This window comes from Solibacillus sp. FSL K6-4121 (assembly GCF_038002585.1).
Taxonomy (GTDB): Bacteria; Bacillota; Bacilli; order Bacillales_A; family Planococcaceae; genus Solibacillus; species Solibacillus faecavium.
Genome location: NZ_JBBOCS010000001.1, coordinates 1,051,100 through 1,077,210, shown reverse-complemented (window position 1 = coordinate 1,077,210; position 26,111 = coordinate 1,051,100). Strand labels below are relative to the sequence as shown.

Here is a 26,111-nt window from a genome sequence, read left to right as displayed (position 1 = left end):
CAGTTTTCAAGGTTCATTTCGTTGTTTTGTTATCAGCTCGTTGCTGACGACTATTAGAATATTACACTCCTTTTAATCAACCGTCAACACTTTTTAATAACTTTTTTTGCAATGTTTTTTTACTATTAGTTTCTACCTATTTATATATCAACCAGAAAAAAATTCTCTTTCAGTTCTCTATTCGTATAAAATGCCCCATCTATAAATTTTTAAAGTAAAAAAATCCCCGCTCCATTAATAAATGAAGCGGGGAAAACTGCTACTAAAACAGTTTTTGCAGCAGTTGATATCCTAACCCTTTAAAGGCAATGTCCAACAATGCAGCAACTACAATTACTAGCCCGATACCTAAATATAAATATTTTTTTCCTTTCATAACAGCCTCCAAGTTTTTTCGTTGCCTTTATCATATGCTATTTATTTCATAAATCCTAGATGTTTCTAGAACGGCTATATGTTTGCAGAGACGTTCGTGTGAATTTAAAACCGAATAAAATAAAAACAGGCGATTATTCTCTATATACAAGAGAAATCGCCTGTTATTTTCTTTTTACTCTCTCTTTCTAGTTATTCCATCCATTATCGGAATATTTACATTTTTTATATGTGAAACTATAATATTACATAAATAAAGGAGGAATAAAATGAGTCGCTATACTATTATTATCACATCTAAAAACAATCAAAGGCTGCATTTTCGAACAAGCAATAAAACATTGATTAAGTTCATGTATGAATGCTCCACTCAATCACTGAATGTTCAAGTTGCAAAAACCTTAACACTTGATGAAATGTTGATTGTAGAAGCTTACTTAGACAATCCCCTTTGTTGTGAAGTCCAGGATAATTATACAAAGCAATCAGTCCAGCTCCCCGTTTAATCATACACCAGCACTTAATGGTGCCCGCCATCGATGATTGAACGTCTTTTTATTTTATCTTTTCAACAAAGTGCTTTAATAACCTTGCCGTTAATCCCCATATTGTGTAGTTTCTATATTCATAAAACCATTCTTCCATACGGCTCTTACGCCATTCATAATTTTCCCCATTCGCAATTTTGTCAAATGGGAAATCAATGGAAGGCTTCGGCTCTACCGGAATATAATGCACATATGGCTCATGAGTCAATAGCCAGTTCAGCGGTACCGTAAATAGTTCCTCGACTTCATCCCTATTAAATGAATCCAGCTCAGTCTGCTCGATAACGCCGATGAATGGGTATACGACAAAGTCCGGTGAAACGACGTAAGGGCTTAAATGCCCCAAAATTTGAATGGATTGTTGATCGACTCCTAGCTCTTCATGCGTTTCACGAAGCGCAGCAGCAAGAGGAGATGCATCTGTCTCATCAATTTTCCCTCCAGGAAAACTAATATCCCCAGGTTGTTTTCGCATGGTTAGCGCGCGCACCTCAAATAACACATGCCACTCTCCTTCTTTTTCAACAAGAGGAATTAGTATTGCTGATCGAAAAGCCGTTTCCTCCCCTAAAAATAGGGGTTGTGGTTTTGCCAGTTGTCCCTTCAAATGATTTATTTTCATCGCATTCTCCACCTTATAACAAAAAATAATTACCTTTATCGTATCATGAAAGTTTCACCTTGGTGAAATGTAAAATTGTAGGTAACACCTCTCACCTTCCTGCTGCATACGATACTACAACACTATTTTAAGAAAAGGATGACCAGATGAAATGGCTACGAACGGCCCTTTTTGTGGGGCTTTTATTGTTATTGGCAGGGTGTGGACAAAAGGATTTACAGGAGGTCAAGGTCGGTGAAGTAACTCGTTCCATTTTTTACGCCCCTCTTTATGCGGCGATTGAAGAAGGCTTTTTTGAAGAGGAAGGATTGTCTATAAAACTTTCTACAATTCCAGGTGGAGATAAAACGATGACAGCCCTTTTATCTGATGGGATTGATGTTGCGTTAATCGGGGCAGAAACATCAATTTATGTAGCGGGTCAAAACCCTAATGATGCTGTCATCAATTTTGCGCAGCTTACACAAACAGATGGTACGTTTTTAGTCGCGCGTGATAAAGATGTTGACTTTAGCTGGGATAAATTAAATGGAAGTACATTTTTAGGTCAACGTGTTGGCGGCATGCCTCAAATGGCTGGAGAATTTGTTCTGAAGCAGCAGGGCATTGATCCACAAAATGATTTAACGCTAATACAAAATATTGACTTTGCTAATATTGCTAATGCCTTTGCTTCCGGTACAGGTGACTACGTACAGCTTTTTGAGCCAACTGCAAGTATTTTTGAAGAGCAAGGTCTTGGAAAGATTGTCGCTTCTTTCGGTGAAGAACTTGGTGCAATTCCATACACAGTGTTTATGACAAAGGAAAGCACTTTCGAAGAGAAAGAGTTAGTGGAAAGCTTCACTACAGCTTTATATAAAGCACAAAAATGGGTGTACAGTGCATCGAGCGAGGAAGTAGCAAAAGCAATTGCTCCATATTTCGAGGATACAAAGCCAGAAATTATTGAGCAGGTGGTAACACGTTACCGCGATCAGGAATCCTTTGCGAAAGATCCAATCATCGATGAAAAGGAATTCCAAAATTTACTTGATGTAATGACGGAGGCTGGGGTATTGGAATTTGAACCTTCCTATAAGGACCTAGTAAACCGGTCATTTGCTGATGCGGTTGTGAAGTAAATGACATTTTTAGAAGTGAAAAATGTGACTCATCACTTTTTTAAGGAGCAACAAGTATCAACAGCCATTGAAAATGTAAACTTTTCAGTTGCAGCAGGTGAGTTTGTCTCCTTTTTAGGTCCTAGCGGTTGCGGGAAATCGACACTTCTTTCTTTACTTGCAGGATTATTAACCCCAACGACCGGGGAGATCTCATTTGCTGACCGAGATGTAGAAATTGGCTATATGCTTCAGCAGGATTTTTTATTTCCGTGGAAAACCATCGAGGAGAATGTGGCACTCGGGTTAACACTTTTAAAAAGGGAAAACCGTGAAATAGTGGATGAACTTTTGGAGCAATTCGAATTAGCCCATACTAAAAAACTATATCCGCCACAACTATCCGGGGGGATGCGCCAACGTATTGCACTTGCGCGTACACTTGCCGTCAAACCGACACTACTTCTCCTGGATGAACCATTTTCTGCGCTTGATTTCCGATCAAAACTGTCTTTGGAAAACTTTGTGTCGGAGACGTTAAAGCAGTTTTCCACAACGACCATTTTAGTAACCCATGATATTAGTGAGGCTATTGCGATGAGCGATAAAGTATTTATCTTCAGCACACGGCCAGGTACTATTGTAAAAAGCTTTATCATCCCGCAGGAAATTCGAGAACTTCCACCATTTGATGCAAGGAATGCTCCTGCTTTTCAAGTACTATTCCAGGAAATATGGAAGGAGCTTGATACAGGTGAATATTAAACAGTTACAGCAGCAATATAATGAGCAGCGCCGTCAAGAAAAGCGTAAAATATTCTTCTTTCAATTTGTTATCCTTATTGGTCTTCTACTATTTTGGGAGCTTACGACACATTTCCGGATACTGGACCCACTAATTTTCAGTAGTCCTCGTGCAGTTGGAAGCCTATTCATCACGAAAATAAGTGATGGGACACTGTTCCCCCATATTGCGATTACCATGTTTGAGACGGTTGTCGGCTTTATACTAGGGACATTGTTCGGTACATTGCTCGCGATCTCTTTGTGGTCATCGAAAACCTTTGCCGATGTGATGGACCCCTATCTTGTCGTGTTGAATGCGATGCCTAAAGTAGCGATTGGACCGATTATTCTCGTGATTTTTGGACCGAATATGCTGGCAGTACTTGTAATGGGTGTGCTGATTTCGGTTATTATTTCGACCCTTGTTATCTTTTCCGCATTTCAGCAAGTTAATGAAAACTATGTAAAGGTCATGCAACTTTTTGGTGCTTCTAAATATGAAACATTCCGCCATGTTATTTTGCCTGCCTCTACTCCAACAATTATTTCAACATTAAAGGTAAATGTCGGCCTGTCCTGGGTTGGGGTTATTGTAGGGGAGTTTTTAGTATCATCCAGCGGGCTAGGCTATTTAATTATTTCAGGCTTCCAGGTGTTTAACTTTACGTTAGTATTCTTGGCGCTTTTAATCATAATCGTAATGGCAACTATTATGTACAAAGGCGTGGAAATGATTGAACGGAAGGTACTAGAAAAAAAGTGATTAATGAGATGAAAAGACCACCATGGCAAACTGAAAAACATCCATTTTTCCTTCATAAGAGAAATGGATGTTTTTTGCTAATAGAAGTGACCCACTCACCCCTGTTTCCCCTTAATGAACCAGTTCTCCATTAGCATCATAGTATCCTCTAGAATAGGAGCTTAATTCTTTCGGGGTTTTAAAATAAATTATTGTAGGCTTCTGCTCTTTTAAGGTAGTTTCAGCAGAATAATTCTGTTCATTTTCAACACGTATTTTTGCTACATGATGACCTGCTTTAAAGGCCATTACATTAATAGTATGTGTTTGAACAATTGCCAGCTTACTGAAATTATAACCTGAATGCCATGTCATACCTTGATTTATATATCGGCCATTATCATAATCGAATTCAGCTAGTACCGTCATACCATCCTCAAAGGAGACAAGCGCTGTTCGGGTTTTATGGATAGATGCAGCGTATTGGAGCTCTGGCTGTCCTACCACTTTTACATTCACTTTTTTTAATTCACCCTCAACAGCTTCCACCAATGTCTTTTCATCATAGGCGCTCACATCTTTGAAAGGTTGCCAAAACGGTTGTGAAAAGGATACAAAAGCTAGCAAAATGACAAATGCTGTGATAATAAAATGTTTGTATTTTATCAAATAAATGATAGCCGCCAACAACAAAGCTAAAACGACTACATACGATACCCATCTTTTCGTATCAAACGAAGTATAATTCCATTGCCGCTGCTTTTCATCCGTTACTTTCATATAGGGGATTTCAACATGCGGCTTTAGCTGTGAGATTAGTGCCGGCGCCTGCTCTACAAGCTGGTCGATTGATTTGACCGGGTTGATTTCCACCTGTACGTTATTGTGCCAGATTGCCTCCTGTACATAATGCAACAGCTCGCTTAATACATAGCGATCGCTTTGGGACAGCATTGAATCACTGTAAAATCGGCCGCTGTTCTGCTCAAGCGCGAGTCGCATTAAATAGGCATCTCCATTATGAAATGGATCCTCCTTTTTACCAGGCTCCACCTGTAACTTCGGTGCTTCATTATTAAAATAATCTACAATCGCTTCATCTACATATCCAAACATTGCATCGGCAGCTGTCATTTTCGGTGTCTTTTTTTCCGTATTTGTAAAGAATAGAAACAATGCCAACGCACATATGCAAATTGCTGCGATTTGCGGAATGAAGTTTCGTTTTTTACGAGGCTTCCTACTTAAAATTTGTTGCTTTGCATGTTTTGATAACTTTTTTCCTTCTAACTCATCTGTCAGTGCTTTAGTAATTGAATTCATCCAGTACACCGCCTTTCTTTAATAATTGTCCAAGCTGTTGTCTTCCGCGCCTCAGTCTTGTTTTCACTGTATTTTCGGAACAGCCGAAGAGATCCGCAATTTGCGCGGTCGTCCAGTCAAAGTAATGATAAAATACGAGCACTTCCCGATACTTAACTGGGAGTTTTTCAATTTCTTTATACACCCGCTTCGATTCATCCTTTTGTTCTACTTGTAAGGCGACATCCTCTCTGGCAATTAACTTTTGACCAAGCTCGATCAGCTGTGTTTGCTTGTACCGCCAACTCGTCAAATACGATTTGCAGCGATTAACAGCGATTCGATATAAATAAGTCCTTATATCCGCTTCATGTCGGAACTGCTCCTGCGCTCCGTAAAACCGCAAAAATGTCTCTTGTGTCAAATCCTCAGCCATTTGCCAGTCTTTCGTATATGTATAACAAAGGCGCAATATAAAATCGCCATGTGTATGTAAAATATCTTCAAATGTTTGCGAATTCATAGCTGCCTCCTTTCCCGATTAACCGTTAGACCTGTGTAATTAAAAAATAGTTTCATTAAAATGAAAAAAGCACCCTTTTTACGAGGGCACTTTTTTATGAGGTTCAGTCCCTCCTTAAAAATAGAAGGAGAAATTCCCCTTATTATAAAAATAAACTAAAAAACTGCCAGAATAAGCGGAGAGATTCCGCTTATCACACTAAAAAACAGGAAAATAGTTATTTTTTTGATGAATAAGCGGAAAATCTCCCTTTATTTTCTGTAAAAATAGGTTCAATCCGCAAATAACGGTAAAAACTCCGCTTATTTATGGACAAAAATTTGGAAGGCATTTCTAACAACATCTTCCTTCAACCTTTCCCTAAATAAATGAATTTACGAAGTAGCCATTCTACCGGTCCAATCGAAAAGCGCTTTGCATAAAGAGTGGAGGCGAAAAGTTGAATTGCATAAAACGCAAAGGCAAGAACTAATCCCATTGCGACGCCCAGCTCCCCGAAGAAACCGAATCCATACCCATAGAAAATCGTTGTAAAAATTAGCGACTGCATTAAGTAATTCGTTAACGATAAACGGCCAACGCTTGCAAATGCTTTAGATAACTTGCTTTCATGGTTGGCTAAATAAAGGAGCGTAAAGAGCGCCATATAACCAAGTGCCAGCATATATGTCCCTGCTCCATATAGTAGCTTTCCGGCAAAGTGGTCCCAATAAAACAACGCTTTACATGCTAAACCAATTGGAACGAGTAATACCAAGCGTTTTAATAATGCTGTTTTCCCACTAATATTCGCAAAGAAATCTGTTTTGGCTGCAGCCATTCCTAATAATACGAATGGGCCAATGACGAAAAAGGATATAAGTGCGACCAATCCAATGGCGATCGGTAAAACTAATAATCCAAAGACAGCTGGAATATCCTCTGTAATTCCGATACGTTGTTGTACAACTTCCCAATAGGTACCGCTTGCTAAAACAGCTATAGTTTTCTCAGATTCCGCAAGGGTCAGGAAATCTGTTTTCACTAAAAATAATGGCATCATCAGTAAGGCCAGGATTGTTGCCCATATAAGCATCGTTTTTACTTTACGTTTAATAAATAACATGATGATGACAAGGCCTGCTCCATAGGTAAATAAAATATCGCCATCCCATATAAGACTAATATGTAAGACGCCTAAAATCATTAAACCAATGGCACGCCTCCATAATGGCCCTCTTGTTTTTAAATCCCGATTTTCCAACGCTCGAATAAATAAAATAATGCCGTAGCCAAACAAAAACCCAAATATCGGATAAAATGAAGCTTCTACAAATATTTTTGTGAAATAAAATGCCCCTTTATCCCACCAGGTTGTCGGATCTATTGTATTTTGCGTTATATCACCGTATTGAAAATACAACATATTCGCAATGAGTATTCCTAATAGCGAAAACCCTCTTAAGGCGTCAATAGCTTCAATTCTTTTCTTCATTGTGCACCCCCCTCATTGTTTTACGGGTGTTGTACAAAAAAGTTTCAGAATTATTTGCTTGCTATAGTTATAGACAAGCGATCATCGCCTTTAATCCGCTATCCAAAAACGGTATCCCTTCTTCACGGCCTTCGAGCATAATGGAGAAAATGTAATCATGACCACTCTTCCCTGTTACATAACCGGATAAAGTGTTTACTTCATGGATATATCCTGTTTTGGCGAATATCGTATTTTGTAATTCCGGTTCCAAAAAACGATCCTTTAATGTACCGCCGATGAGACGATTCGTATTTCCTGCAACTGGTAATGAAGCGAAAAACTGCGGGAAGTATGGCTCTTTTTGAAGCTTAAACAAAAGCTGTGAAATCCCATTTGAATGGAGGCGAATGCCATGCGAAAGCCCGGATCCATCAACGAACTGCCATGCTTCAAAATCATTTTGGTGCTTTTCCAAGTAGGCTTGTACCACTTGCAAACCATGCATGTAATCCCCTTCACCGTGCTGAAGTTTCCCCATTGTCTTCACAAAAATATCCGCCATACTATTGTTGCTGAGCTTCATAAAAATAGAGAACATTTTCTCAAGCGTTTGAGATTCGTGTGTATAAATACGTTCCGCCTGTTGGGGAATGACACCACTTGCTATCATGCACTCTTCACTGAAATCGATGCCCACCTGTTCACACAACACTTTAAAAAATTGCAGTGTATTTTTTGTTGGGTCCTGAAGTGATACCCAAACTTTTGCAGTTTCGCCTTCAGGAATTTCACCTGTGATTTTGATTTGATCTGTATTATTAATGCGACGAATTTCGAGTGTATTTTCCTTATCATTTGCTACTGTGAGTGCCTCATTAAAAATCTGCATCCCGCTCAAATGGGGAATGACTATATACTCCGGCTGTTCGCCTACGTTACGCGCAGTCGCTTCTACAATAATCGTACTTGCATCAAAATCATCGTTCGGTGACATCGTAATTGGTGAAATCCGCGCTCCGTAATAGTGCGTCTCTCCCTCCTCGTCAACACCCGGTGGCAACGTATCTCCTGTGAAATATGTATCGTCGCCGATAATCGTCCCGGTTATCTTTTGTATGCCTTTTTCGGACAGCTTTTGTACAAAAAGCTTGAGTGTTGCTTCATTTATTGTAGGGTCACCGTAGCCTTTTATGTAAACATCCCCATACAATGTGCCATCTTCAATTTGCCCGTCCATATAAAGTTCTGTTTTAAAGCGGAAATCCACCCCTAGCTCAGCTAACGCAGTTGCCCCAGTAATGATTTTCATATTGGAAGCCGGACGCATTAAATGCTCCCCTCGATAAGAATATAATATTTCCCCCGAAGCCCGATCTCTCAATGTAACGGTTGCTTTGTTACTTCCTAAAACAGTTTCGACAATAGTATCTAGCGTAGCAATAGTATTCTCATTTAAAGCTATCTCCCTAACCTCCATAAAGCTCCCCCTTTAAATTGTTAGAATTTACCGTAAATTTAGTGTAACAGAAATTTTTAAGGATAGTTAGAAGGAAATAAAGATGGGCTTGCTGTTTAATTTGTTCTATTGAAAAGCCGCACTCATACGGTCTCCCGTGAAAGTGCAGCGCTCTTAACTCATCAAAACTCTATATTTTTTTATAATATGCCTTTATAGCATCTTCCACTTGTTCAAGTTCCGTTTTTAACGTATATACATGGATGCCTGATTTACCAAGTACAGTTATTATCCTGCCGAATGCTTCAACAGGATTTTTCTTTACTGTTTTTCGAATTGCCATCAGTTCACGGCTAACGTTTTCCAGAAGTTGAATTCGTTCATTATGCTGTTTGCCAAGCGCTTGGCTTACAGATGATGGTAGTTTATGAACGAGTACTTTCCATTTTGACTGTTTAATCCCCTCTTTTAAATGGAGGATACTGAGCATTTCATCGATAAGCTGAATCAAAGCTCGAACTAATCGTTCCTCTTCTGGCTTCGCGAACTGTCTTTTAATGACCGATGATAATTTCCCGCCTTGTGCCAAGCCAACATAGGCGCCGACAACCGGAAATACGATTGCACCTGCGCCAGGCATCAGTACAGCGCCAACTGAGCCGAGCATTACTTTACCGGTTGCCGCTAAAGCGGTTCTGCTTACTGTATCCGATGCTACGTTTCGGACAAATGTGGAAGTTAAAATTTCACCTTGGCGTAAACGTTTTGCATTTGAGAAGGCACTCACACCGGCTGTAATCCATGGAATTTCAAAATCGAGCAGATCTTCCGAATGATGGAGTGTCGTCTTCGTATCTGCAATCACTTGTTCACGGCTAACAGAGGATGTCATTACCATCGGATTGTGCTCATAATATTGACCTAGCTCGGCATTTACAATTACGGGCGTCTCTGGATATTTAGTCAAATGGTCTTCTACTACTTGTTTATTTGCAGCGCACTTCACCTGGAATGGTTGACCATCTACAAGCATGTCCCATCCAGCTTGATTTGATGTTTCCGGAAATTGAACATCATGACCAGCTGCAGCTAATTCCTGGGCCATCATTTGTTCCGCTACATATCCTTGAAGCTGTGCCATATCGCCTGTTGCTGTCGCTGTATCGATCGTTGAAGCAAATTGAGAAAGAGAAAAAAGGTTCGATAAATCATCTGCTCGTGCAAAATCAATTCCGTCGACCACAGTCGGATCAATCATCATATAGTCATACAAAAATTCGCCCGCACTTACCGAAGCAATGACCGTCGTTTGTGAAGGCGATTTGAATAGTGCCGCACCTTTTCGCTTTGGTGCTTCGTGCAGCTTGCAGTTTAGCGCTTCTTCAAATTGCCCTTTCCGCCAATAATGCCAAAATTGTTCATTTTTAATCATCCTGTCTGTCCCTTCATACTATATGTTCCAAGCCGTACCACTTTTTTTGATGCTTTTTGCATTCACCCTTCACCTGCTGAATTTGACGTTCCGTTGTGGAAATAGCGTCCTTTGTTTGTTGAATGCTAGTTCGTGTTATTTGAATTTCTTTTTGTAGTTGGTCCAATTCAAATTGATATTCTTCTGCAGTAATGCACTGCGCTTTCAGTTGCTGTGGTTTCATTTTGACTACTTCTTCTGTACGTAGCTGTTCTTTTAGCCCGTATTTCTCATTAAGCTCTTTTAGTTGAGAGGTAATACTTTGATTGGCAAATGTATTTTTCACCGTATTCCACAAACCTGCTTGCTTACGATTTGCTTCGATTTCACTTTGCTTTTTGTTCATCGTTTGCAATATGTTTGCCATCTCACTTGTTAGCTGTATATAGGCAGGAGACTTTTCATGCACCGCAATAAGGTCACTACACTTTTCGATAGCGGCCAGTTTATTAGTTAACATAGCTCTTTTTTTAGCATGTTGATCGGTATGCAGCCTCATTTGTTCTTCAAATGCGTCTTTTTTTGCCTGCTGTTGCTGTTTGGTCATTTCATATGTAGCAATTTCCTGTAAAATTTTCTGCTGCTTATCATAGAGCTTTTGCCATTCTTGTATAAAATGCTCCACTTGGACAGGTTGCTCTTCTTCAATGACGGCAGGCAATAATAGTTGAACGATGCCAATCGGAATAAATGCTTTTCGAACTTTTTGGTTTTGATAATTAATTAGCGCTCCCCCACCAACAGCAATGAGCGCTAAACCAACAGGACCCGTTAAAATAGAAAGGGCTGATGTCGCAAACATATAGGCACCGAAAGGCAATGTTACGCCGAGCAAACCTGCTGTCGCTGCAATAGTGGAAGTTAAGGTTGTAAATGCCGCAAAGCCCGCCACCTCAACAATAATCGCCATTAATACGGCTGTCCCTTGTGTAGCAATCAGCTGTTTAATTGTTGAATTCGTCAGCTCATCGATATTGAGCTTTTCTTTAATTTGTCGCTGCTTTTCGAGTGGCAGCGACTGGATGTATGCCTCAATTTGCTGTATTAAATTTTCAGTTGTTTCATCATCTAAATCCGCTCCCTTTTGATCGAATGACTCAAAGATCTTTTGCATTTGATATAAAACGAGCAAAACAGATGGCTGTTCGTCCCTTTTTTCAGCAAACTGCTTATATTGTTTATCTTGCTTTAATTGAAGAGCATGAGCTTTTTCAACAATTTGCGTACAGGCATATTCGATTTCCGTTAATAAATTGTAGTGCGCCCCTTTAATTTCGAGCTGCTCCAGCATGTATAAAAACAGTTGTAGCTGTAATTGCTCATCTGGATATTGATGTAATCTCTTTATTTCTGCTTGTAAATTTTGCTCAAAATGATTTAAATCTTTCGTCATGACATCTTTGGCCTTTGCCAATAGTAAGTCATACAATTTTGTTTCCATTACGAGCGCATAGACAAGGCGTAAATCATCACCAGTCGCATTCAGCAACCCTTGTGCCAATCGTTTACCATCCAAATTAAAACACTCCTTTTCACCCTATATTTTACCATAATACGGCATTATAATTAGACCATCTTAATACCTCTAAATATGTATTCAAATAATTTATCGGCATTTCTCCTAAGCGTATGATATTTTTCCAAAAAATCATTTAAGTATCTAACTCTTGAGAGGCATGTCATGAAAATCCTACTAATTTCGACAAAATATTTAATTTTTCTGAATTTTATGTTGACTTTTTATATGAAAATAATTAAAGTATTACTAAGTTAAAGTATATTAAACTTATAGGGATTATGGAATTCCTTCATTACATGGTTAGGTTAGAAAGGTCACCACCATTTTTGAATAAAAACCAACTAAATCAATATGTTTATAGTTAATTTCACTTTAGATTGTAGAGGAGAAGATATATATGGCATTACAGTTCGATCATTTTGTTCATTTAACACCTGACCCAACCAAGGCAGCAGAAGCATTTCAAAAGTTAGGCCTGCACGCTGTTCAAGGTGGCCGCCACGAAAATTTAGGCACTTACAACACACTTAGCTACTTTGATTTAAGTTATGTCGAGTTAATCGGCATCTTTGATGAAGCGCTTGTAAAAGAAGCCAGCAGCATAAAATACAGCCTACGTGATACATTCATCGAAAATAATTTACAATCTGGTCCACAGCGTATTGCGCTTCGTTCAGTTAATTTACAGGAGCTGGCAGAACACTTTAAAGCACAAGGGCTGGAAGTGAATGGTCCGACTGATTTTAGTCGTACTCGTCCGGATGGAACATTGGTCACTTGGAAATTATTATTCGCAGGCAAACCAAATGAATCACTACATTTACCTTTCTTTATCGAGTGGGATGAAAAAGATCACGAACGTCGTGAAGATTTAACAGAGCGCGGAGTGATTGCGTCACATGAACTAGGTGATGTTCAAGTAGACGGTGCAGCATTTGCTGTCCGTAATGTTGAAGAGACTGCAGCACTTTGGTCAGAGCTTTTACAGCTTGAAAAAGGCGCAAGTTATATAGATGAAGAATGGAATTCAAAAGTGCAACGCCTATCATTACAAGGTGGCGATATTGTACTGTATGAGCCGTTTGGAGAAGGTGTAGTTGCAGACGTACTGAAAGCCGGTGGTGAAAGACTTTTCGCGCTTCAATTTAAAGGAGCTACACAAAAGGTAGAAGAAATTACAAATGCACTTTATCGATTTGTTTAAAAATGGAGGATAAATAATGAAAAAGCTATTATCAGTATTTGGTTTATTTTTAGTATTAGCAGTGTTGACTGCATGCTCATCCGATGAAAAGGACGGCGCATCAACAGGCAACGCACAAGGGAAAGAGTTAAAGACTATTAATATCGGTTATCAAAAAGGGAATACATTACACATTTTAAAAGAATCAGGGATTTTAGATGAAGCTGCTAAAGAAAAAGATTTAGAGATTAAATGGGAATTATTCACACACGGTAATACTTTAATGGAAGGCATTTATGCAGGGGCAATTCATTTCGGTCACGCTGCAGATGGCCCTGGTATTTTCGCTCAAGCTTCCAATAAGCCTTTCTACTACGTAGGGGCAGATAACCCAAATCCAGAAGGTGTTGGGATTGTCGTATTAAAAAAATCAGGCATCACAAAGCTTGAAGATTTAAAAGGGAAAAAAGTTGGCGCTTTAAAAGGTGGTAACCACCATTATTCTACAGTACTTGCTCTAGAGTCAGTCGGTTTAACAGTGGATGATGTTGAGTGGGTATATCCAGAGGATGCAGCACAAGGTCGCGCATTATTTGAAACAGGGCAAATCGATGCTTTAGCTTCTTACGATCCATTCTTTGCATCAGCAGAGCTTGAAACAGATTCTATTACATTAGTAAACGGGGATATTGACGGCTATCCGAACCGTACATTCTATTTTGCAACAGAAACATTTGTTGATAATTATCCAGAGCTAGTCGAGTTCATTTTAGAAAAAATTGATGAGTCCGATAAATGGGCGAACGAAAATCGTGAGGAAGTAATCGCGATTATGTCTGAAGCACTTGGCATTAAAGAAGAGGTTATTAGTAAGCAAATTAACCGTCGTACTTTCGGTGCATCCGAAATTACAGACGAAATAATTGAAACGCAGCAAAAACAAGCGGATAAATACTTCGAACTAAAATTGATTCCAGTAGAAGTAACGATCCAAGACAAAGTTTGGACTAAATAAGAAATTGAGTAAGCGAGTGCGATCATGCTCTCGCTTACTTTATATAGGAGGTTAAATAGTATGAAACTAGATTTTCGTCCATGGGTTATTCCTGTGGTGCTCGTCGTGGTTTGGGAAATCATTGTACGCTTGGAAGTGATATCAGCATCATTGTTCCCATCCCCTCTGACAATTGTTGAAACGGGTTGGAATTTGCTAGTAAATGGCGATTTAATGACCCACATTGGCGTAAGCTTATGGCGCGCATTAACGGGGATGTTAATCGGTGGTGTCATCGGCTTTGTATTAGGTGTATTAAATGGGTTATCAAAAAAATCCTACATTTATTTAGATACAACGATTCAAATGATTCGGAATATCCCTCACTTGGCGCTTATTCCACTTGTTATCGTATGGATTGGCATCGGAGAAGATGCAAAAATTTTCCTAGTCGCATTAGGGGTGCTCTTCCCTATTTACGTGAATACATTCCACGGTATCCGTAATGTCGATCCTAATTTAGTAGAAATGGGTCGCATGTACAACTTAAAGGGTTGGAGCCTATTCAAAGATGTATTGCTGCCAGGCGCTCTGCCATCTATTTTTGTCGGTTTACGATATGCGCTAGGTGTTATGTGGCTGACTTTAATCATCGCTGAAACAATCCCGACTAATGAAGGATTAGGCTATTTGGCGACAAACGCTCGTGAGTTCATGCAGACAGATGTCATTATTTTAAGCATTATCATTTATGCATTGCTTGGTAAGCTAGCCGATTTGATTGCACAGTTTGGTGAAAACCGCGCATTAAAGTGGAATGCAAGCTATACGAAATAAGGAGGTCATTTAGCATGAAACCAGAAGCAATTCAAATTGATATTAAAAACTTAAAAAAGTCATTCGGACCTAAAGAAATTTTACATGATATTTCCATCTCTTTTGATAAAGGTGAATTCATCGCCATTATCGGTAAAAGTGGTAGTGGGAAAAGTACACTGTTGCGCCTTGTGGCAAGCCTTGAGGAAATTACTGCCGGGGAACTATTATTCGATGGCGTCCCTGCTACGAAATCGGAAGCTAATGTGAAAATGATGTATCAGGATTCGCGTTTACTTCCTTGGAAGAAAGTTATAGACAATGTCGGTTTAGGCTTGACAGGAGATTGGAAAGCAAAGGCCGAAGAAGCTTTAAATAAGGTTGGATTATTACCTTTAAAAGATGAGTGGCCATCTACACTCTCTGGTGGTCAAAAGCAACGTGTTGCATTGGCGAGAGCCTTAATCCATGAGCCGTCATTGTTGATGCTAGATGAACCATTAAGTGCTCTTGATGCCTTAACTCGGATTGAAATGCAAAATCTAATCGAAAATATTTGGGAAAAAAATAACTTCACGGCATTGCTTGTAACCCATGATGTCGGAGAAGCGGTACGATTAGCAGATCGAATCATTTTAATTGAGGATGGTCAAATTGCCTATGATGAAAAGGTGAATGCACCACGTCCGCGTAAATTAACAAATCCGGCACTAATTGAGCTAGAAGAGAAAATTTTAAATCGTCTGATGCACGGTGAAGAAGAGCCATTACAGATTTCAGAGGCCAATCAGGGGGGAAATCTAAAAGCTGTATTGAGTAATTAAAAGTTAAGGGGCTTATCCAGAATATATTTCCGGATAGCCCCTTCTTTATTATGCTCGGAGCTACTTAAATGACAGTATTTTTCAGCTCGTTTTCGATTACCTCTACTAATTCCTCTGCAAAAATCTCACGTGGGTATTGATATTCGTGTTCATTGATAAAGACCGTTGGGACCATTTTTACATTACGTTCAATCGCTTCAGCTGTAATCAGTAAGCTACGGTCGATATTAGCAGGCTCTTCTTTTAAGTCATATTTTTCTTCAATATATTTCTTTATTTCAAAACTCGAATACTTATCCCATGTTGCTTGATTTTTAAATAATTCACTTATGATTTCCAATGTTCTTTCCGGATTGGTGTAATCTAGATTGGCATTAATAAGCGTTCCAGGCAGCAGCATTTCACGAGGCTTATCATAGTGCTTCACAACTAAAGCCACTTTACCTTCTGTAAAATACTTAGGAAGTGTATGATCAACTAATTCATAAAAAGTAGCACAATATGGACATGCATAATTTAAAAATACTTCCATTTTAACAGGTGCATTCACATCACCAATTACTAAATAATCGTTTTTGATTCCTAACATAATGATTACCCCACTATTTTCTATGTATTTTAAATTTTCTATTATTTTATTCTATACTATTACTATAGGAATTGTAAAATATTTTCTATGATTAAAAGAAAAACCAACTCTACATAGATCCGTAGAATTGGTTATAAGTAAGATTAAGAAATTAATTTCAGCGCAATGACACTCCCGATAATTAAAGTGATCGCTGTGATTCTCAAGGCATTTTTCGGTTCTTTAAATAGTAAAATCCCTAAAATTGCCCCCCCTGCTGCACCTATTCCTGTCCAAATTGCATAGGCTAATCCCATTGGCAATACCTTCATAGCAAGGCTCAAGAAAAAGAAGCTAGCAGAAAAGCCGACAATAAGCAGCACAAACGAAAGGATATCCTTACGCTGCTGTAGCCTGCCCATAAATCCAACTGAAACCATTTCAAATAATCCCGCTAAAATTAAATAAATCCAAGCCATTACTGCTCACCTCCCGTACCGCTGTCATCCGGTGTTGCCAGCTTCAACATGATGACACCTGCTAACAATGTAAAAATAAATAGGATTTTCAACGGCTCAACCGGGCTGCCGAATAATACCATATCGCTGATGACTGTACCGAACGTGCCCAGTCCAACGAATACGGCGTAAACTGTACCGACTGGTAACACCCCACTCGCGTATATCAACACGCCGAAACTTACTATAATTGCAATCACTGTTCCAATCCATTCCAAAGGTGTTGCTGCATGCTTTAAGCCGATTACCCAACCGACTTCAAAAACTGCAGCGACGACAACCAATAACCAATATTTCATTTTCCTCATCTCCTCTACTTCTTGTGATGGTTTCATTTCACCCTGTGCTTTTTCAAAATAAAAAAGCCAGGAGGAATGTTCATCAACATATCTCCCAGGCTTTTATCCTTCCGTGACGCAAAAAAATCGCGCACCTTCTCTCGGACCAGACTATGCCTGCGCATACGGAACCCTAGAAGGTGTATTTGTATTAAGTTAACGTAATTATTTCACATTTCAGCAGCTCATTCAAGGATCGGGGGTTATTTCTTAAGTTACAATAATCACAGAATATTTCGGGATTTTTGCGAAAAAATGGATATTCTATCCGTTATATAAAGTATACAAGCTTTTAAGCCAAACGATAAAGGAGAACGTGATGAGGATAAATGAACGTAATTTTATAAAATATCTTCAAGCTGGTCAGGAAAAAGCACTTGATTATGTAATTGACCACTATCTTCCGCTCATAAAAGGGATCGTAGTGAAAACGCTAGGTCCGATTCATAGAGCCGATTTAACAAAGGAATGCATTAATGATATCCTGTTCTCCATTTGGCAAAATGCCTCAAAATTTAGTGGGGATACGACTGACTTTCAAAAGTGGATTTGCGTCATCTCAAAGTATAAAGCTATTGATTATTATCGGACAGAGCTCAAGAGAAAAGAGAGCCCATTTATTGATATGGAGGCAACTTTGGCTGATTCTGCAATAAAGAAAAGCAGCCGGATGGAAGAGTACGAAGAAATACAGGAAATCCTTTCATCCTTAAAGCCTGCCGATCAGAAAATTTTCGTTATGAAATACTTACTCGATTTGAATACAGAGGAAATTGCCCATCAGTTGCAGATGACGAAATCGGCTGTTGATAACAGGCTTTATCACGGGAAGAAAAAGTTGAAAAAAGCGTGGGGAGGAATTTCAATTGAAAAATCTATATAAGCAGTTCAACGATATTGACATCAATATAACTGAGTATGAAGAGATGGATGTAACAGAATTTGAAAACGCCCAGTTTAAAAAAGAGATGAAAAACCGTATTTCCAAAAAAAAGACGAAAAAATGGATGAAAAGCATTTCAGCTGCCTGTCTATCCCTAGGAATTGCCTCGGCGTCTATCGTCGGTTTATCGTACACTGCATTCGCCCAGGAGATTCCGATTCTGAACAGTATACTTAAACTTTTTTCCGATAGAGAAATGCTTACAGGCTATGACGAATTAGCAGAACAGCATCATCTAACAGCCGAAAGTGGCGGAAATAGCATTACGGTAAACGAAATTTTATTTGATAGTAAGTCCCTTTTTGTTACCTATTTCATCGAAACCGAGCAAGATTTAGGAGAAACACCAATGCTGGCAGGCTCCATTGAAGTTAACGGCAAACGCCATGCCCTCCCTTTTGTAGACCATACGCTTAAAAAAACTGGTGAAAATCAGTATGCGGGTTTAACGAAGGCCGTGCTTCAATTGGATGCTTCACTAGAGGAGGGCGATTTTACATTTCATATGAGTAGTATGACAAGTACAGATAAAAAGGATTTTGTACAGTTAGAAACGCAATTCGACTTTTATGCAAAAGCAACGGATAATGTCACACAAATTGTAGATAAAGAAGCGACCGATGAAGATTTAATTCTTCATTTAGAGAAGGTTACGTATACTCCGCTATCCTTTATTGTGAACTTTAACTCAATTATAAAAGACCAAACCATTTTGGATGAGTGGCCCTTTATAAGTAGTGGCTTCCATGTAACGGATGATTTAGGCAATACGTATGAAACAAAAATGAATGGTGGTGCCGGAAGCGGTAGTCATGATATGTCTTATATGTTCACATACGAAAAGCTTCATTCTGATGCAAAAACTTTGACATTTAACCCATACTTCGAGTTACTGGCAGCAGATAAAGTACTTGAAAACGGTGTGCTATACCGTGATCACAGCAGTAATGCTCCTAAGAAAACCGTAGAACTTGAGGAAATCACCATTAACATTAAACGGTAAAATTGTGCAGTTCAACCAAACTTTTTTCTCCCTAATCAACTAGTAAATTAGGGAGGTTTTTTATATTGAACTAATGGAAATTAATTCATCTCCCTTCCATTTGAAATCCTTTAAATTAGCTGGTTAATCCCCCTCCCATCACTAATTTTTTCTAAGCGCTAACGACATGAAATTCTATCAAAACGTATTCCATGATGTTTATTAATTTTCCACAGGGGTATTTTTACACTGTGCAAGAAACTATTGAGAGGATGATAAAAATGGCAAAACATATTGTAGGTTATTATGATACTGAAGAAGAGGCAATCATGAAAATTGAAGATTTAAAACGTCAAGGCTATCGTTCAGAAGATATTTCAGTTGTAAGTAAAAATAGCTCAGATGTAGATACAATTTCAGATGAAACGGGTGCTGTTGCAGAAGGAGCTGCTACAGGAGCAGCTGCCGGCGGAGTAGTAGGCGGTGTTGGCGGCGTACTTGCCGGACTAGGTGCATTAGCAATACCAGGAATTGGACCAATCGTGGCAGCAGGTCCGATTGTAGCCGGTTTAACAGGAGCAGCTGCTGGTGCAGGTGTCGGTGGTTTAGCTGGAGCTCTTATTGGTATGGGGATTCCAGAAGATGAAGCAAACCGTTATAGCGGTTATGTAGAATCCGGCAAAATTTTAGTTATTGTAGACGAAGATTTACGAGGCCCAATTTTATAATTAATTATTATTGAATATATACAGCCGAGGGGGATGAAAGACATGGCAAAGCATACTGTTGGATATTATGATACAGAACAAGAGGCAATCGCCGCAATCGAGGATTTGAAACGACAAGGTTACCGCTCGGAGGATATTTCAATTATTAGTAAAAGCAAAACTGATATAGATCATGTTTCCACTGAAACAGGTGCTGATGTTGCAGGCGGTGCCGCTGCAGGTCTAGCTGCTGGCGGCGCTTTAGGTGGCATTGGTGGTATCCTTTTAGGACTTGGAGCTCTGGCTATTCCAGGAGTAGGTCCTATTGTAGCTGCTGGACCAATCGCTACAGGGCTGACAGGATTAGCTGCTGGCGGTAGTATTGGCGGATTGGCAGGTGCCTTTGTAGGAATGGGTATTTCCGCAGAGGAAGCAGAACGTTATGACGAGGAATTTAAAGCTGGTAAGATTTTAGTCATTGTGGACGAGGATACAAAAGGTCCACTAGTATAAAAGAAGCTTATAGGAAGAAGGCTGTGTTGGAAGTCAAATTGACTTTTAATGCAGCCTTGTTTTCTGTATTCATATTGAATTAAGGGAATAAATTTCCCTTATTATCATTTAAATCCTAAAAACTGCAAAAATAAAGGAAGAAATTCCGCTTATTGCGCTCCAAAACACGAAAAAAGTTAATTTTTCTCTGAATAACGGAAAAAACTACCCTTATTTCTTCTTAAAACTAAGGTCAGCATGCAAATAATGGTAAATTCTCCGCTTATTTTTTAGTGAAACCCGTAAAAAGCCACCCACTATTCATTGGGAATGGCATTTGTTAAAATCTTAACCTTTACTTACTGTTGTTATAGCTGCTTTCGCTAGACGTCGATCGTTATAAGCAAGCCCTTGACTTAAAATCATAGCGCCTACCATTTGCATTACTGTTTTTACAATTATTTGCCCCACAATTGCTGCTGGAACGGCTGCCCAAGGTATAAAACCTGCTCCTAAAGGACTTAGCCCAACAACAACGAACACGATGGAATCCAAAAATCCTCCAACAATTCCACTATAGAACACACGCCACGCCATCGGTAATTTTAAACGTGTGTAAATTTCTGTATCGGCCGTTTCAGCAACTAAAAAAGATAGTGCAGATGCAGCTACAATAATTAACGTATCTCCTAATGAGAACGATACAGTTGCAGATAAAACTAAAGCCAGTAAGATGAACCCATATGTTTTTTTACGACCAAATTTATTTTGCACTAAATCCCGGAAAATAAATGTCGCACCAATTAAAAATGAACCCATCGGTATAATAAACATTCCCAATTCAAGCGGTGCAAAACGTGCTGTTACAACGTTAGCGGTCACAATAGATACTAAATAAAATAAAATTCTAATCATACTACTTCTCCTGTTTCCTTCGAGTGTAAATACGTTTCCATCCCTTGTAATCGCAGCTTACATGCTGGGCAATCCCCGCATCCATCCGCAATAATGCCGTTATAACATGTCAGTGTTTTCTCTCTTACATACTCAAATGCGCCAAGCTCATCGGCTAATGCCCATGTTTCAGCTTTATCAATCCACATAAGCGGTGTATGAATTACAAAGGAGCTATCCATTGATAAATTCAGTGTCACATTCAACGATTTTATAAAGATATCGCGACAGTCCGGATAACCGCTGAAATCCGTTTCGCATACACCTGTGACAATATGCTTCGCGCCAATTTGGCTTGCCAACACACCGGCAAATGATAAAAACAATAGGTTGCGCCCCGGTACAAAGGTTGATGGCAATCCGCCCTCTTCCCCTTCTTCCACTGGAATATCATCACGTGTTAAGGCATTTGGTGCGAGCTGATTCAGTAACTCCATATTTAAAATATGGTGTCGTACATTTTGTTCTTCGGCAATCTTTTTAGCGCATTCAATTTCCAATGCATGCCGTTGTCCGTAATCAAAGGTTACTACTTCCACTGCTTTGAAATTTTTCAATGCCCAAAACAGACATGTTGTACTATCCTGTCCGCCGCTAAATACGACGAGTGCTTTTCCATCCTTCATCTTTTTGCTCCTTTTAAACGAAAAAACAGCACTAAGATTATGTGCTGTTTAATCTTAGTTTTTTATAGAGGGTCGCTAATAACCTCTTTCACCTGCAAGGTCTATTTAATTTTTAACGGTTGTCGATTTTTTCTGGATATAAATCATGGTTCATTAAACGGTAGTTGGCAATTTCCTCATATTTCGTGCCCGGACGCCCGTAATTGCACCAAGGATCAATCGAAATGCCTCCACGCGGCGTAAATTTACCCCACACTTCTATATAGCGCGGGTCTAACAGCTTGATTAAATCGTTCATAATAATATTCACGCAGTCTTCATGGAAATCGCCATGATTACGGAAACTAAATAAATATAATTTTAATGATTTACTCTCCACGATTTTTTGATCCGGGATATACGAAATATACATCGTCGCAAAGTCCGGCTGCTGTGTAATTGGGCAAAGACTTGTAAACTCCGGACAATTGAATTTCACAAAATAATCGCGGCCAACATGCATATTATCAACAGACTCCAACACTTCTGGTGCATACTCAAAAGCATATTTTACATTTTGATTTCCTAATAACGTTAAATCCTCTAAACCATCTTTTTCGTGTCTACTAGACATGAAAAGCCCCTCCTTCATTCATACCAAAGTATCCAAAGGAGGGGTAAGCGTATCATCAATAAAAAACTACCGGATGCAATAAAAAAAAGCCACGTCCGATATGGACATGGCATAATATGCATGTATCCATAGTTTTTTATAGAGGGTATCAGCTATGAACCTCTCCTGAACAACTCAGGTATTTTAATCTTCCCTCATTCTATTAGAAATAAAGTCCATTGTAAAGAAATAATTGAAAATATGGTATCTACTCCCCTACACAATTGGCTTTTCAAATATAAAAACCGATACAGCCATATCCTCTTCCACCTTAATATCCGAAAATAAATGAAGCAGTTTTGAATCGACGAGCTCCTCCAATCCTTCGGGAACCTGTTGCTTATAAATTTCCTGAATCATTTGGGTTCTCGCATTGTGAATAACCTTTTTTCCTTCTTCTGATTGAATAATAAATTTTTCAGTAGGTGTCAAAATGCCGTACATCGTCGTGACAGCCATATTCTCCACGAAATGCGTATAAATTCTATCCGGTCCTTTTCCATATAGCTCTTTACGTACTTTTCGTACGATTTCATTAAAAACGGTTTCCTTCTTCCCCATTTGTACAACCCCCTAGTTTATTCAAACTATACAATATAACTTTTAAAAAAATAAACCCTTCTCTCTCTATCTTGTTCTTTTAAAACAAAATAGTATAATAAAAGAAATAAATGGAATTCCAATAATTGTTTTGTTGGAACGCTATTTGCATTTTATAAAATGGATTGATTCGTTAGTAGGTATTGCTAATTTATTACTCCACTACAAGGTCTTTTTAAAAGACGTCTTGTGGTGGAGTTTTTTGTATTTTAAAGGAGGTTATATAAAGATGTCATGGATTGTTCTTCATTTTATCGGGATTATTTCATACGCAGCAACAGGGGCTTTTGTCGCGCTTGAAGCGAGATTTTCATTTATAGGTGTATTTGCTTTAGGTTTTATTACAGCGTTTGGAGGAGGGCTGATTCGAAATGTAATTATAGGGATTCCTGCTACTGAACTGTGGGAGCAATCCACTATTTTAACAGTGTTCATAACATTAATTATCATCGTATTAATTCCACTAAAATGGATTGATCATTGGAGAAGGTGGGGAATGCTTTTCGATTCAATTGGGCTTGCTTCCTTTGCACTTCAAGGTGCCATGCTGGCGAGTGAAGTTTATTCCAATGATTTAGGTGTGATGATTTTGGCCGCCCTATTTACAGGTGTCGGCGGTGGAGTCATGCGGGATGTGATCGCTGGTCGAAAACCACTTGCATTGAAGGAAGAAATTCACGCGATATTAACGATTCTATGTGCCCTCTCTATTTGGCTAGGCTGGAGCTCACCTCTAGCACTTACACTCATCGTTGTTATTGTAGTTACCATACGTTTGTCAGCCATTCACTATAAGTGGCGGCTTCCTCTACCGTGTCATTCTGAGGAAAATAGCTTTACTGATAGTGAAGTGAAATCAATTTCAAAGTTAAAACTTGATAAATCAAATGAAAGCTAGTAAACTATTCAAGTGCTCGTTTTATTACAAAACAATATAGTAATATAGTACTGTATAACCTCAAGGATACGGCTTGAGGGTCTCTACCAGGAACCTTAAAATCCTGATTACAGAAAATGATTAATCTCATTTTTTGTAATCAGGATTTTTTTATTTTCTAAATTTTTCATCAGAAAGGATGTATAGCAGATTATGAATTTCAAAGTTATTATACTCGCATTATCAACTGTTGCTGTAGGTTTGGTTGAATTAATCGTCGGCGGTATTCTTCCAATTATTGCAAAGGATTTAGATATTTCAATAAGCAGTGCCGGACAGCTAATTACGGTATTCGCTCTTATTTATGCGATTGCCGGTCCAGTGCTATTAGTTTTAACGAGTAAGGTCGAACGGAAAAAGTTATACCTTATTTCGTTGTTTATATTTTTCATCAGTAATATCATGACTTATTTCAGTACGGATTATACCTTTATGATGATTGCCCGTGTTTTAAGTGCCATGAGTACATCACTGATTACTGTGCTCTCTTTAATAATCGCTGCAAAAGTTGTAGCTCCGACACATCGAGCTAAGGCGCTAGGCCTTATTTATATGGGTATTAGTTCTTCGCTTGTATTAGGTGTACCACTTGGAATTTTAATTTCCGATTATTTCGGTTGGCGTGTTATTTTCCTAGGGATTGCCATATTATCGGTAGGCTCTTTTATCCTGATTTCTATTTATTTAGAGCGCATTCCTGGTGAAATGGCCGTTCCACTTTCACAACAATTAAAGGCCGTTGCCAGTTCAAAAATTGGTACAGCCCATCTTGCCACGATGTTTATGCTGGCAGGACATTATACAATATATGCATATTTCACTCCATTTTTGGAAACAGAGCTTAATCTGAGTTCAAGCTGGATCAGTCTTTGTTATCTATTATTCGGGATTGCCGCAGTGAGTGGTGGCGCATTTGGAGGCACACTTTCAGATAAGATTGGTGCTCCTAAAAGTATTATTATTGTCATCATTTCGTTTGCTGTAGTGCTGTTCTTGCTGCCATTCACGACATTTTCACTTATTGTATTTATACCGGTCATGATGATTTGGGGTGCATTAAGTTGGAGTCTATCTCCACCCCAGCAAAGCTACCTGATTCAAACAGATCCAGCTACTTCGGATATTCAGCAAAGCTTTAACAATTCAGCGTTACAAATCGGTATTTCAATGGGTTCAGGATTTGGGGGAATTGTTTTAAATCAAACAAGTACGATCTCTCATGCTGCCTGGTATGGTGGTGCCCTTGTTCTTATAGCCCTAGCATGTGCAGTCTTCTCTTTAACAAGAAAGACGAATGTAAGAAGAGAATATAAAACGACGGCTTCGAACGTTGAACAAACAAATATCTAATTTTAAATAGCATCATTCGGATTATAATCGAATGATGCTATTTTTATTTGGTCAGAGAACATATAGTTAATAAATGTATATTATGTTATGATAAGTAAGCCTAAAACACTCTCGAATTAAAGACATAATAATTGGAGAAAACACTATGAAAAATATTAATCACTTACTAGAAGAACACAGCGAATTGGAAAGCGAACGTCTCTTTTTACGTCCGATTTCTCTTGAGGATGCCGAAGATATGTATGAATATATGGCGGATGAGGAAACAGTTAAATTCCTATTCGAACCCCATAAAGAGCTGACTCAAACGAAGAAAATGATCGAAAATTATTTTTTGAAAGAACCTCTTGGCAAGTATGCACTCGTGTTAAAGGAAAGCAATAAAATGATCGGGGCAATCGAGTTCCGCGTGCACGAATGGAACAAAAGTGGTGAACTCGGCTTTACAATGAACAGAAACTTCTGGGGAAAAGGCTATATGAATGAAGCCGGAAACTTAATACTTAATTTAGCTTTCAATACGCTAGGCTTAGAACGGGTATTTTCGGAATCCGATACTAGAAATGCAGCATCTTCAAAATTGATGAGTCGTTTAGGTATGGCCCATGAAGGTACAATGAGAAAAAATCATATGATCCGCGGAACACTAGTGGACAGTGTGTATTATTCTATATTAAAAGAGGAATATCAACAGGCTTAATGAAGTAGAAACACCACCGATAAA

The 26,111-nt window shown here is 38.8% G+C and carries 29 protein-coding genes and 3 riboswitches; of the genes, 15 read left to right on the top strand and 14 right to left on the bottom strand.

Annotated features, from left to right (window positions below):
- Nucleotides 1-644 precede the first annotated feature (644 nt).
- A complete protein-coding gene (locus MHH95_RS05465; RefSeq protein WP_340726698.1) occupies nucleotides 645-881 on the top strand; it encodes a hypothetical protein in 237 nt (78 codons plus the stop codon).
- Nucleotides 882-930: 49 nt separating this feature from the next.
- Here MHH95_RS05465 and MHH95_RS05460 read toward each other — a convergent pair whose 3' ends face one another.
- Complete coding sequence (locus tag MHH95_RS05460) at nucleotides 931-1,545, bottom strand: NUDIX hydrolase (protein WP_339214770.1); 615 nt, start codon at nucleotides 1,543-1,545, stop codon at nucleotides 931-933.
- Nucleotides 1,546-1,691: 146 nt separating this feature from the next.
- Here MHH95_RS05460 and MHH95_RS05455 point away from each other — a divergent pair, with 146 nt between their 5' ends.
- Genes MHH95_RS05455 through MHH95_RS05445 form a run of 3 tightly spaced genes read left to right on the top strand, consistent with a single transcriptional unit; the run spans nucleotide 1,692 to nucleotide 4,197 of the window.
- Nucleotides 1,692-2,669: an ABC transporter substrate-binding protein gene (locus tag MHH95_RS05455; RefSeq protein WP_340726697.1), complete on the top strand. Its 978-nt coding sequence runs from the start codon at nucleotides 1,692-1,694 to the stop codon at nucleotides 2,667-2,669.
- Entirely contained in the window at nucleotides 2,670-3,413 is a 744-nt protein-coding gene (locus MHH95_RS05450) for an ABC transporter ATP-binding protein (RefSeq protein WP_340726696.1), read from the top strand.
- Nucleotides 3,349-4,197, top strand: a complete 849-nt coding sequence (locus MHH95_RS05445; protein WP_445683000.1) for an ABC transporter permease — start codon at nucleotides 3,349-3,351, stop codon at nucleotides 4,195-4,197. The genes MHH95_RS05450 and MHH95_RS05445 overlap by 65 nt, the downstream gene beginning before the upstream one ends.
- Nucleotides 4,198-4,308: 111 nt before the next feature.
- On the opposite strand, the gene MHH95_RS05440 is transcribed toward MHH95_RS05445, so the two are convergent.
- The 6 genes from MHH95_RS05440 to MHH95_RS05415 all read right to left on the bottom strand — a co-directional run bounded on the left by MHH95_RS05440 (nucleotide 4,309) and on the right by MHH95_RS05415 (nucleotide 11,900).
- Nucleotides 4,309-5,499 (bottom strand): hypothetical protein, encoded by a 1,191-nt coding sequence (locus MHH95_RS05440; RefSeq protein WP_340726694.1) that lies wholly within the window; start codon nucleotides 5,497-5,499, stop codon nucleotides 4,309-4,311.
- A complete protein-coding gene (locus MHH95_RS05435; RefSeq protein ID WP_340726693.1) occupies nucleotides 5,483-6,001 on the bottom strand; it encodes an RNA polymerase sigma factor in 519 nt (172 codons plus the stop codon). Before MHH95_RS05435 ends, MHH95_RS05440 begins: the two co-directional genes overlap by 17 nt.
- A 349-nt stretch (nucleotides 6,002-6,350) precedes the next feature.
- Entirely contained in the window at nucleotides 6,351-7,475 is a 1,125-nt protein-coding gene (locus MHH95_RS05430; RefSeq protein ID WP_340726692.1) for a DUF418 domain-containing protein, read from the bottom strand.
- A 67-nt stretch (nucleotides 7,476-7,542) separates the two neighbouring features.
- Entirely contained in the window at nucleotides 7,543-8,934 is a 1,392-nt protein-coding gene (dacB, locus tag MHH95_RS05425; protein WP_340726691.1) for a D-alanyl-D-alanine carboxypeptidase/D-alanyl-D-alanine endopeptidase, read from the bottom strand.
- A gap of 169 nt (nucleotides 8,935-9,103) precedes the next feature.
- Entirely contained in the window at nucleotides 9,104-10,345 is a 1,242-nt protein-coding gene (locus tag MHH95_RS05420) for a hypothetical protein (protein WP_340726690.1), read from the bottom strand.
- 13 nt (nucleotides 10,346-10,358) lie between these two features.
- A complete protein-coding gene (locus MHH95_RS05415; protein ID WP_340726689.1) occupies nucleotides 10,359-11,900 on the bottom strand; it encodes a hypothetical protein in 1,542 nt (513 codons plus the stop codon).
- Nucleotides 11,901-12,300: 400 nt separating this feature from the next.
- On the opposite strand from MHH95_RS05415, the gene MHH95_RS05410 reads away from it, so the two are divergent.
- From MHH95_RS05410 to MHH95_RS05395, 4 genes are read left to right on the top strand one after another with little or no spacing between them, the layout of a single operon-like run.
- The gene (locus MHH95_RS05410) at nucleotides 12,301-13,107 is read left to right on the top strand and encodes a VOC family protein (RefSeq protein ID WP_340726688.1); all 807 of its coding nucleotides are present in this window, start codon (nucleotides 12,301-12,303) and stop codon (nucleotides 13,105-13,107) included.
- 16 nt (nucleotides 13,108-13,123) lie between these two features.
- The gene (locus MHH95_RS05405; RefSeq protein ID WP_191704868.1) at nucleotides 13,124-14,101 is read left to right on the top strand and encodes an aliphatic sulfonate ABC transporter substrate-binding protein; all 978 of its coding nucleotides are present in this window, start codon (nucleotides 13,124-13,126) and stop codon (nucleotides 14,099-14,101) included.
- Nucleotides 14,102-14,161: 60 nt separating this feature from the next.
- The gene (locus MHH95_RS05400) at nucleotides 14,162-14,917 is read left to right on the top strand and encodes an ABC transporter permease subunit (RefSeq protein ID WP_191701616.1); all 756 of its coding nucleotides are present in this window, start codon (nucleotides 14,162-14,164) and stop codon (nucleotides 14,915-14,917) included.
- A gap of 14 nt (nucleotides 14,918-14,931) precedes the next feature.
- Nucleotides 14,932-15,720 carry an ATP-binding cassette domain-containing protein gene (locus MHH95_RS05395; protein WP_340726687.1) on the top strand — a complete coding sequence of 263 codons (789 nt, stop codon included), beginning with the start codon at nucleotides 14,932-14,934 and terminating at the stop codon, nucleotides 15,718-15,720.
- Between the two features lie 64 nt (nucleotides 15,721-15,784).
- Here the strand turns inward: MHH95_RS05395 and MHH95_RS05390 are convergent, their stop codons facing one another.
- The 3 genes from MHH95_RS05390 to MHH95_RS05380 form a co-directional block, all read right to left on the bottom strand.
- Entirely contained in the window at nucleotides 15,785-16,309 is a 525-nt protein-coding gene (locus MHH95_RS05390) for a thioredoxin domain-containing protein (protein ID WP_340726686.1), read from the bottom strand.
- A 143-nt stretch (nucleotides 16,310-16,452) separates the two neighbouring features.
- Nucleotides 16,453-16,767: a DMT family transporter gene (locus MHH95_RS05385; RefSeq protein ID WP_340726685.1), complete on the bottom strand. Its 315-nt coding sequence runs from the start codon at nucleotides 16,765-16,767 to the stop codon at nucleotides 16,453-16,455.
- Nucleotides 16,767-17,105 carry a DMT family transporter gene (locus tag MHH95_RS05380; RefSeq protein WP_340726684.1) on the bottom strand — a complete coding sequence of 113 codons (339 nt, stop codon included), beginning with the start codon at nucleotides 17,103-17,105 and terminating at the stop codon, nucleotides 16,767-16,769. Before MHH95_RS05380 ends, MHH95_RS05385 begins: the two co-directional genes overlap by 1 nt.
- Nucleotides 17,106-17,194: 89 nt before the next feature.
- A riboswitch (guanidine-I (ykkC/yxkD leader) is annotated at nucleotides 17,195-17,292 on the bottom strand.
- A gap of 171 nt (nucleotides 17,293-17,463) precedes the next feature.
- Between MHH95_RS05380 and MHH95_RS05375 the strand changes: the two genes are divergently transcribed.
- From MHH95_RS05375 to MHH95_RS05360, 4 genes are all read left to right on the top strand, one after another.
- Complete coding sequence (locus MHH95_RS05375; protein WP_340726683.1) at nucleotides 17,464-18,027, top strand: sigma-70 family RNA polymerase sigma factor; 564 nt, start codon at nucleotides 17,464-17,466, stop codon at nucleotides 18,025-18,027.
- A complete protein-coding gene (locus MHH95_RS05370; RefSeq protein WP_340726682.1) occupies nucleotides 18,011-19,090 on the top strand; it encodes a DUF4179 domain-containing protein in 1,080 nt (359 codons plus the stop codon). The genes MHH95_RS05375 and MHH95_RS05370 overlap by 17 nt, the downstream gene beginning before the upstream one ends.
- 260 nt (nucleotides 19,091-19,350) lie before the next feature.
- Nucleotides 19,351-19,797 (top strand): general stress protein, encoded by a 447-nt coding sequence (locus MHH95_RS05365; RefSeq protein WP_340726681.1) that lies wholly within the window; start codon nucleotides 19,351-19,353, stop codon nucleotides 19,795-19,797.
- Nucleotides 19,798-19,839: 42 nt separating this feature from the next.
- Nucleotides 19,840-20,289 carry a general stress protein gene (locus tag MHH95_RS05360; RefSeq protein WP_340726680.1) on the top strand — a complete coding sequence of 150 codons (450 nt, stop codon included), beginning with the start codon at nucleotides 19,840-19,842 and terminating at the stop codon, nucleotides 20,287-20,289.
- Nucleotides 20,290-20,616: 327 nt separating this feature from the next.
- On the opposite strand, the gene MHH95_RS05355 is transcribed toward MHH95_RS05360, so the two are convergent.
- The 4 genes from MHH95_RS05355 to MHH95_RS05340 all read right to left on the bottom strand — a co-directional run bounded on the left by MHH95_RS05355 (nucleotide 20,617) and on the right by MHH95_RS05340 (nucleotide 23,061).
- Nucleotides 20,617-21,180, bottom strand: a complete 564-nt coding sequence (locus tag MHH95_RS05355; protein ID WP_340727307.1) for a VUT family protein — start codon at nucleotides 21,178-21,180, stop codon at nucleotides 20,617-20,619.
- Nucleotides 21,180-21,848: a 7-cyano-7-deazaguanine synthase QueC gene (gene queC, locus MHH95_RS05350; RefSeq protein ID WP_340726679.1), complete on the bottom strand. Its 669-nt coding sequence runs from the start codon at nucleotides 21,846-21,848 to the stop codon at nucleotides 21,180-21,182. Before queC ends, MHH95_RS05355 begins: the two co-directional genes overlap by 1 nt.
- Before the next feature lie 112 nt (nucleotides 21,849-21,960).
- A complete protein-coding gene (gene queF, locus MHH95_RS05345; protein WP_191701623.1) occupies nucleotides 21,961-22,461 on the bottom strand; it encodes a preQ(1) synthase in 501 nt (166 codons plus the stop codon).
- Nucleotides 22,462-22,583: 122 nt separating this feature from the next.
- Nucleotides 22,584-22,630, bottom strand: a riboswitch (PreQ1 riboswitch).
- 86 nt (nucleotides 22,631-22,716) lie between these two features.
- Nucleotides 22,717-23,061, bottom strand: coding sequence for a DUF2294 domain-containing protein (locus MHH95_RS05340; protein WP_340726678.1), 345 nt, complete (start codon nucleotides 23,059-23,061; stop codon nucleotides 22,717-22,719).
- Nucleotides 23,062-23,329: 268 nt separating this feature from the next.
- On the opposite strand from MHH95_RS05340, the gene MHH95_RS05335 reads away from it, so the two are divergent.
- From MHH95_RS05335 to MHH95_RS05325, 3 genes are all read left to right on the top strand, one after another.
- On the top strand, nucleotides 23,330-23,998 hold the full coding sequence (locus tag MHH95_RS05335) for a trimeric intracellular cation channel family protein (RefSeq protein WP_340726677.1): 669 nt from the start codon (nucleotides 23,330-23,332) through the stop codon (nucleotides 23,996-23,998).
- Nucleotides 23,999-24,028: 30 nt separating this feature from the next.
- Nucleotides 24,029-24,128, top strand: a riboswitch (purine riboswitch).
- A gap of 62 nt (nucleotides 24,129-24,190) precedes the next feature.
- Nucleotides 24,191-25,387, top strand: coding sequence for an MFS transporter (locus MHH95_RS05330; protein ID WP_340726676.1), 1,197 nt, complete (start codon nucleotides 24,191-24,193; stop codon nucleotides 25,385-25,387).
- A gap of 145 nt (nucleotides 25,388-25,532) precedes the next feature.
- Nucleotides 25,533-26,087 carry a GNAT family N-acetyltransferase gene (locus MHH95_RS05325; protein WP_340726675.1) on the top strand — a complete coding sequence of 185 codons (555 nt, stop codon included), beginning with the start codon at nucleotides 25,533-25,535 and terminating at the stop codon, nucleotides 26,085-26,087.
- The last annotated feature ends 24 nt before the right edge of the window (nucleotides 26,088-26,111 follow it).

Bases quoted from the DNA above. Each gene is read 5' to 3' on its own strand.
- MHH95_RS05340 (WP_340726678.1), bottom strand. From the start codon at position 23,061: ATGGGGAAGAAGGAAACCGTTTTTAATGAAATCGTACGAAAAGTACGT.
- MHH95_RS05455 (WP_340726697.1), top strand. From the start codon at position 1,692: ATGAAATGGCTACGAACGGCCCTTTTTGTGGGGCTTTTATTGTTATTG.
- MHH95_RS05435 (WP_340726693.1), bottom strand. From the start codon at position 6,001: ATGAATTCGCAAACATTTGAAGATATTTTACATACACATGGCGATTTT.
- MHH95_RS05360 (WP_340726680.1), top strand. From the start codon at position 19,840: ATGGCAAAGCATACTGTTGGATATTATGATACAGAACAAGAGGCAATC.
- queF (WP_191701623.1), bottom strand. From the start codon at position 22,461: ATGTCTAGTAGACACGAAAAAGATGGTTTAGAGGATTTAACGTTATTA.
- MHH95_RS05365 (WP_340726681.1), top strand. From the start codon at position 19,351: ATGGCAAAACATATTGTAGGTTATTATGATACTGAAGAAGAGGCAATC.
- MHH95_RS05465 (WP_340726698.1), top strand. From the start codon at position 645: ATGAGTCGCTATACTATTATTATCACATCTAAAAACAATCAAAGGCTG.
- MHH95_RS05390 (WP_340726686.1), bottom strand. From the start codon at position 16,309: ATGTTAGGAATCAAAAACGATTATTTAGTAATTGGTGATGTGAATGCA.
- dacB (WP_340726691.1), bottom strand. From the start codon at position 8,934: ATGGAGGTTAGGGAGATAGCTTTAAATGAGAATACTATTGCTACGCTA.
- MHH95_RS05440 (WP_340726694.1), bottom strand. From the start codon at position 5,499: ATGAATTCAATTACTAAAGCACTGACAGATGAGTTAGAAGGAAAAAAG.
- MHH95_RS05335 (WP_340726677.1), top strand. From the start codon at position 23,330: ATGTCATGGATTGTTCTTCATTTTATCGGGATTATTTCATACGCAGCA.
- MHH95_RS05420 (WP_340726690.1), bottom strand. From the start codon at position 10,345: ATGATTAAAAATGAACAATTTTGGCATTATTGGCGGAAAGGGCAATTT.
- MHH95_RS05330 (WP_340726676.1), top strand. From the start codon at position 24,191: ATGAATTTCAAAGTTATTATACTCGCATTATCAACTGTTGCTGTAGGT.
- MHH95_RS05410 (WP_340726688.1), top strand. From the start codon at position 12,301: ATGGCATTACAGTTCGATCATTTTGTTCATTTAACACCTGACCCAACC.
- MHH95_RS05380 (WP_340726684.1), bottom strand. From the start codon at position 17,105: ATGAAATATTGGTTATTGGTTGTCGTCGCTGCAGTTTTTGAAGTCGGT.
- MHH95_RS05430 (WP_340726692.1), bottom strand. From the start codon at position 7,475: ATGAAGAAAAGAATTGAAGCTATTGACGCCTTAAGAGGGTTTTCGCTA.
- MHH95_RS05395 (WP_340726687.1), top strand. From the start codon at position 14,932: ATGAAACCAGAAGCAATTCAAATTGATATTAAAAACTTAAAAAAGTCA.
- MHH95_RS05405 (WP_191704868.1), top strand. From the start codon at position 13,124: ATGAAAAAGCTATTATCAGTATTTGGTTTATTTTTAGTATTAGCAGTG.
- MHH95_RS05375 (WP_340726683.1), top strand. From the start codon at position 17,464: ATGAGGATAAATGAACGTAATTTTATAAAATATCTTCAAGCTGGTCAG.
- MHH95_RS05385 (WP_340726685.1), bottom strand. From the start codon at position 16,767: ATGGCTTGGATTTATTTAATTTTAGCGGGATTATTTGAAATGGTTTCA.
- MHH95_RS05325 (WP_340726675.1), top strand. From the start codon at position 25,533: ATGAAAAATATTAATCACTTACTAGAAGAACACAGCGAATTGGAAAGC.
- MHH95_RS05400 (WP_191701616.1), top strand. From the start codon at position 14,162: ATGAAACTAGATTTTCGTCCATGGGTTATTCCTGTGGTGCTCGTCGTG.
- MHH95_RS05450 (WP_340726696.1), top strand. From the start codon at position 2,670: ATGACATTTTTAGAAGTGAAAAATGTGACTCATCACTTTTTTAAGGAG.
- MHH95_RS05445 (WP_445683000.1), top strand. From the start codon at position 3,349: ATGCTCCTGCTTTTCAAGTACTATTCCAGGAAATATGGAAGGAGCTTG.
- MHH95_RS05460 (WP_339214770.1), bottom strand. From the start codon at position 1,545: ATGAAAATAAATCATTTGAAGGGACAACTGGCAAAACCACAACCCCTA.
- queC (WP_340726679.1), bottom strand. From the start codon at position 21,848: ATGAAGGATGGAAAAGCACTCGTCGTATTTAGCGGCGGACAGGATAGT.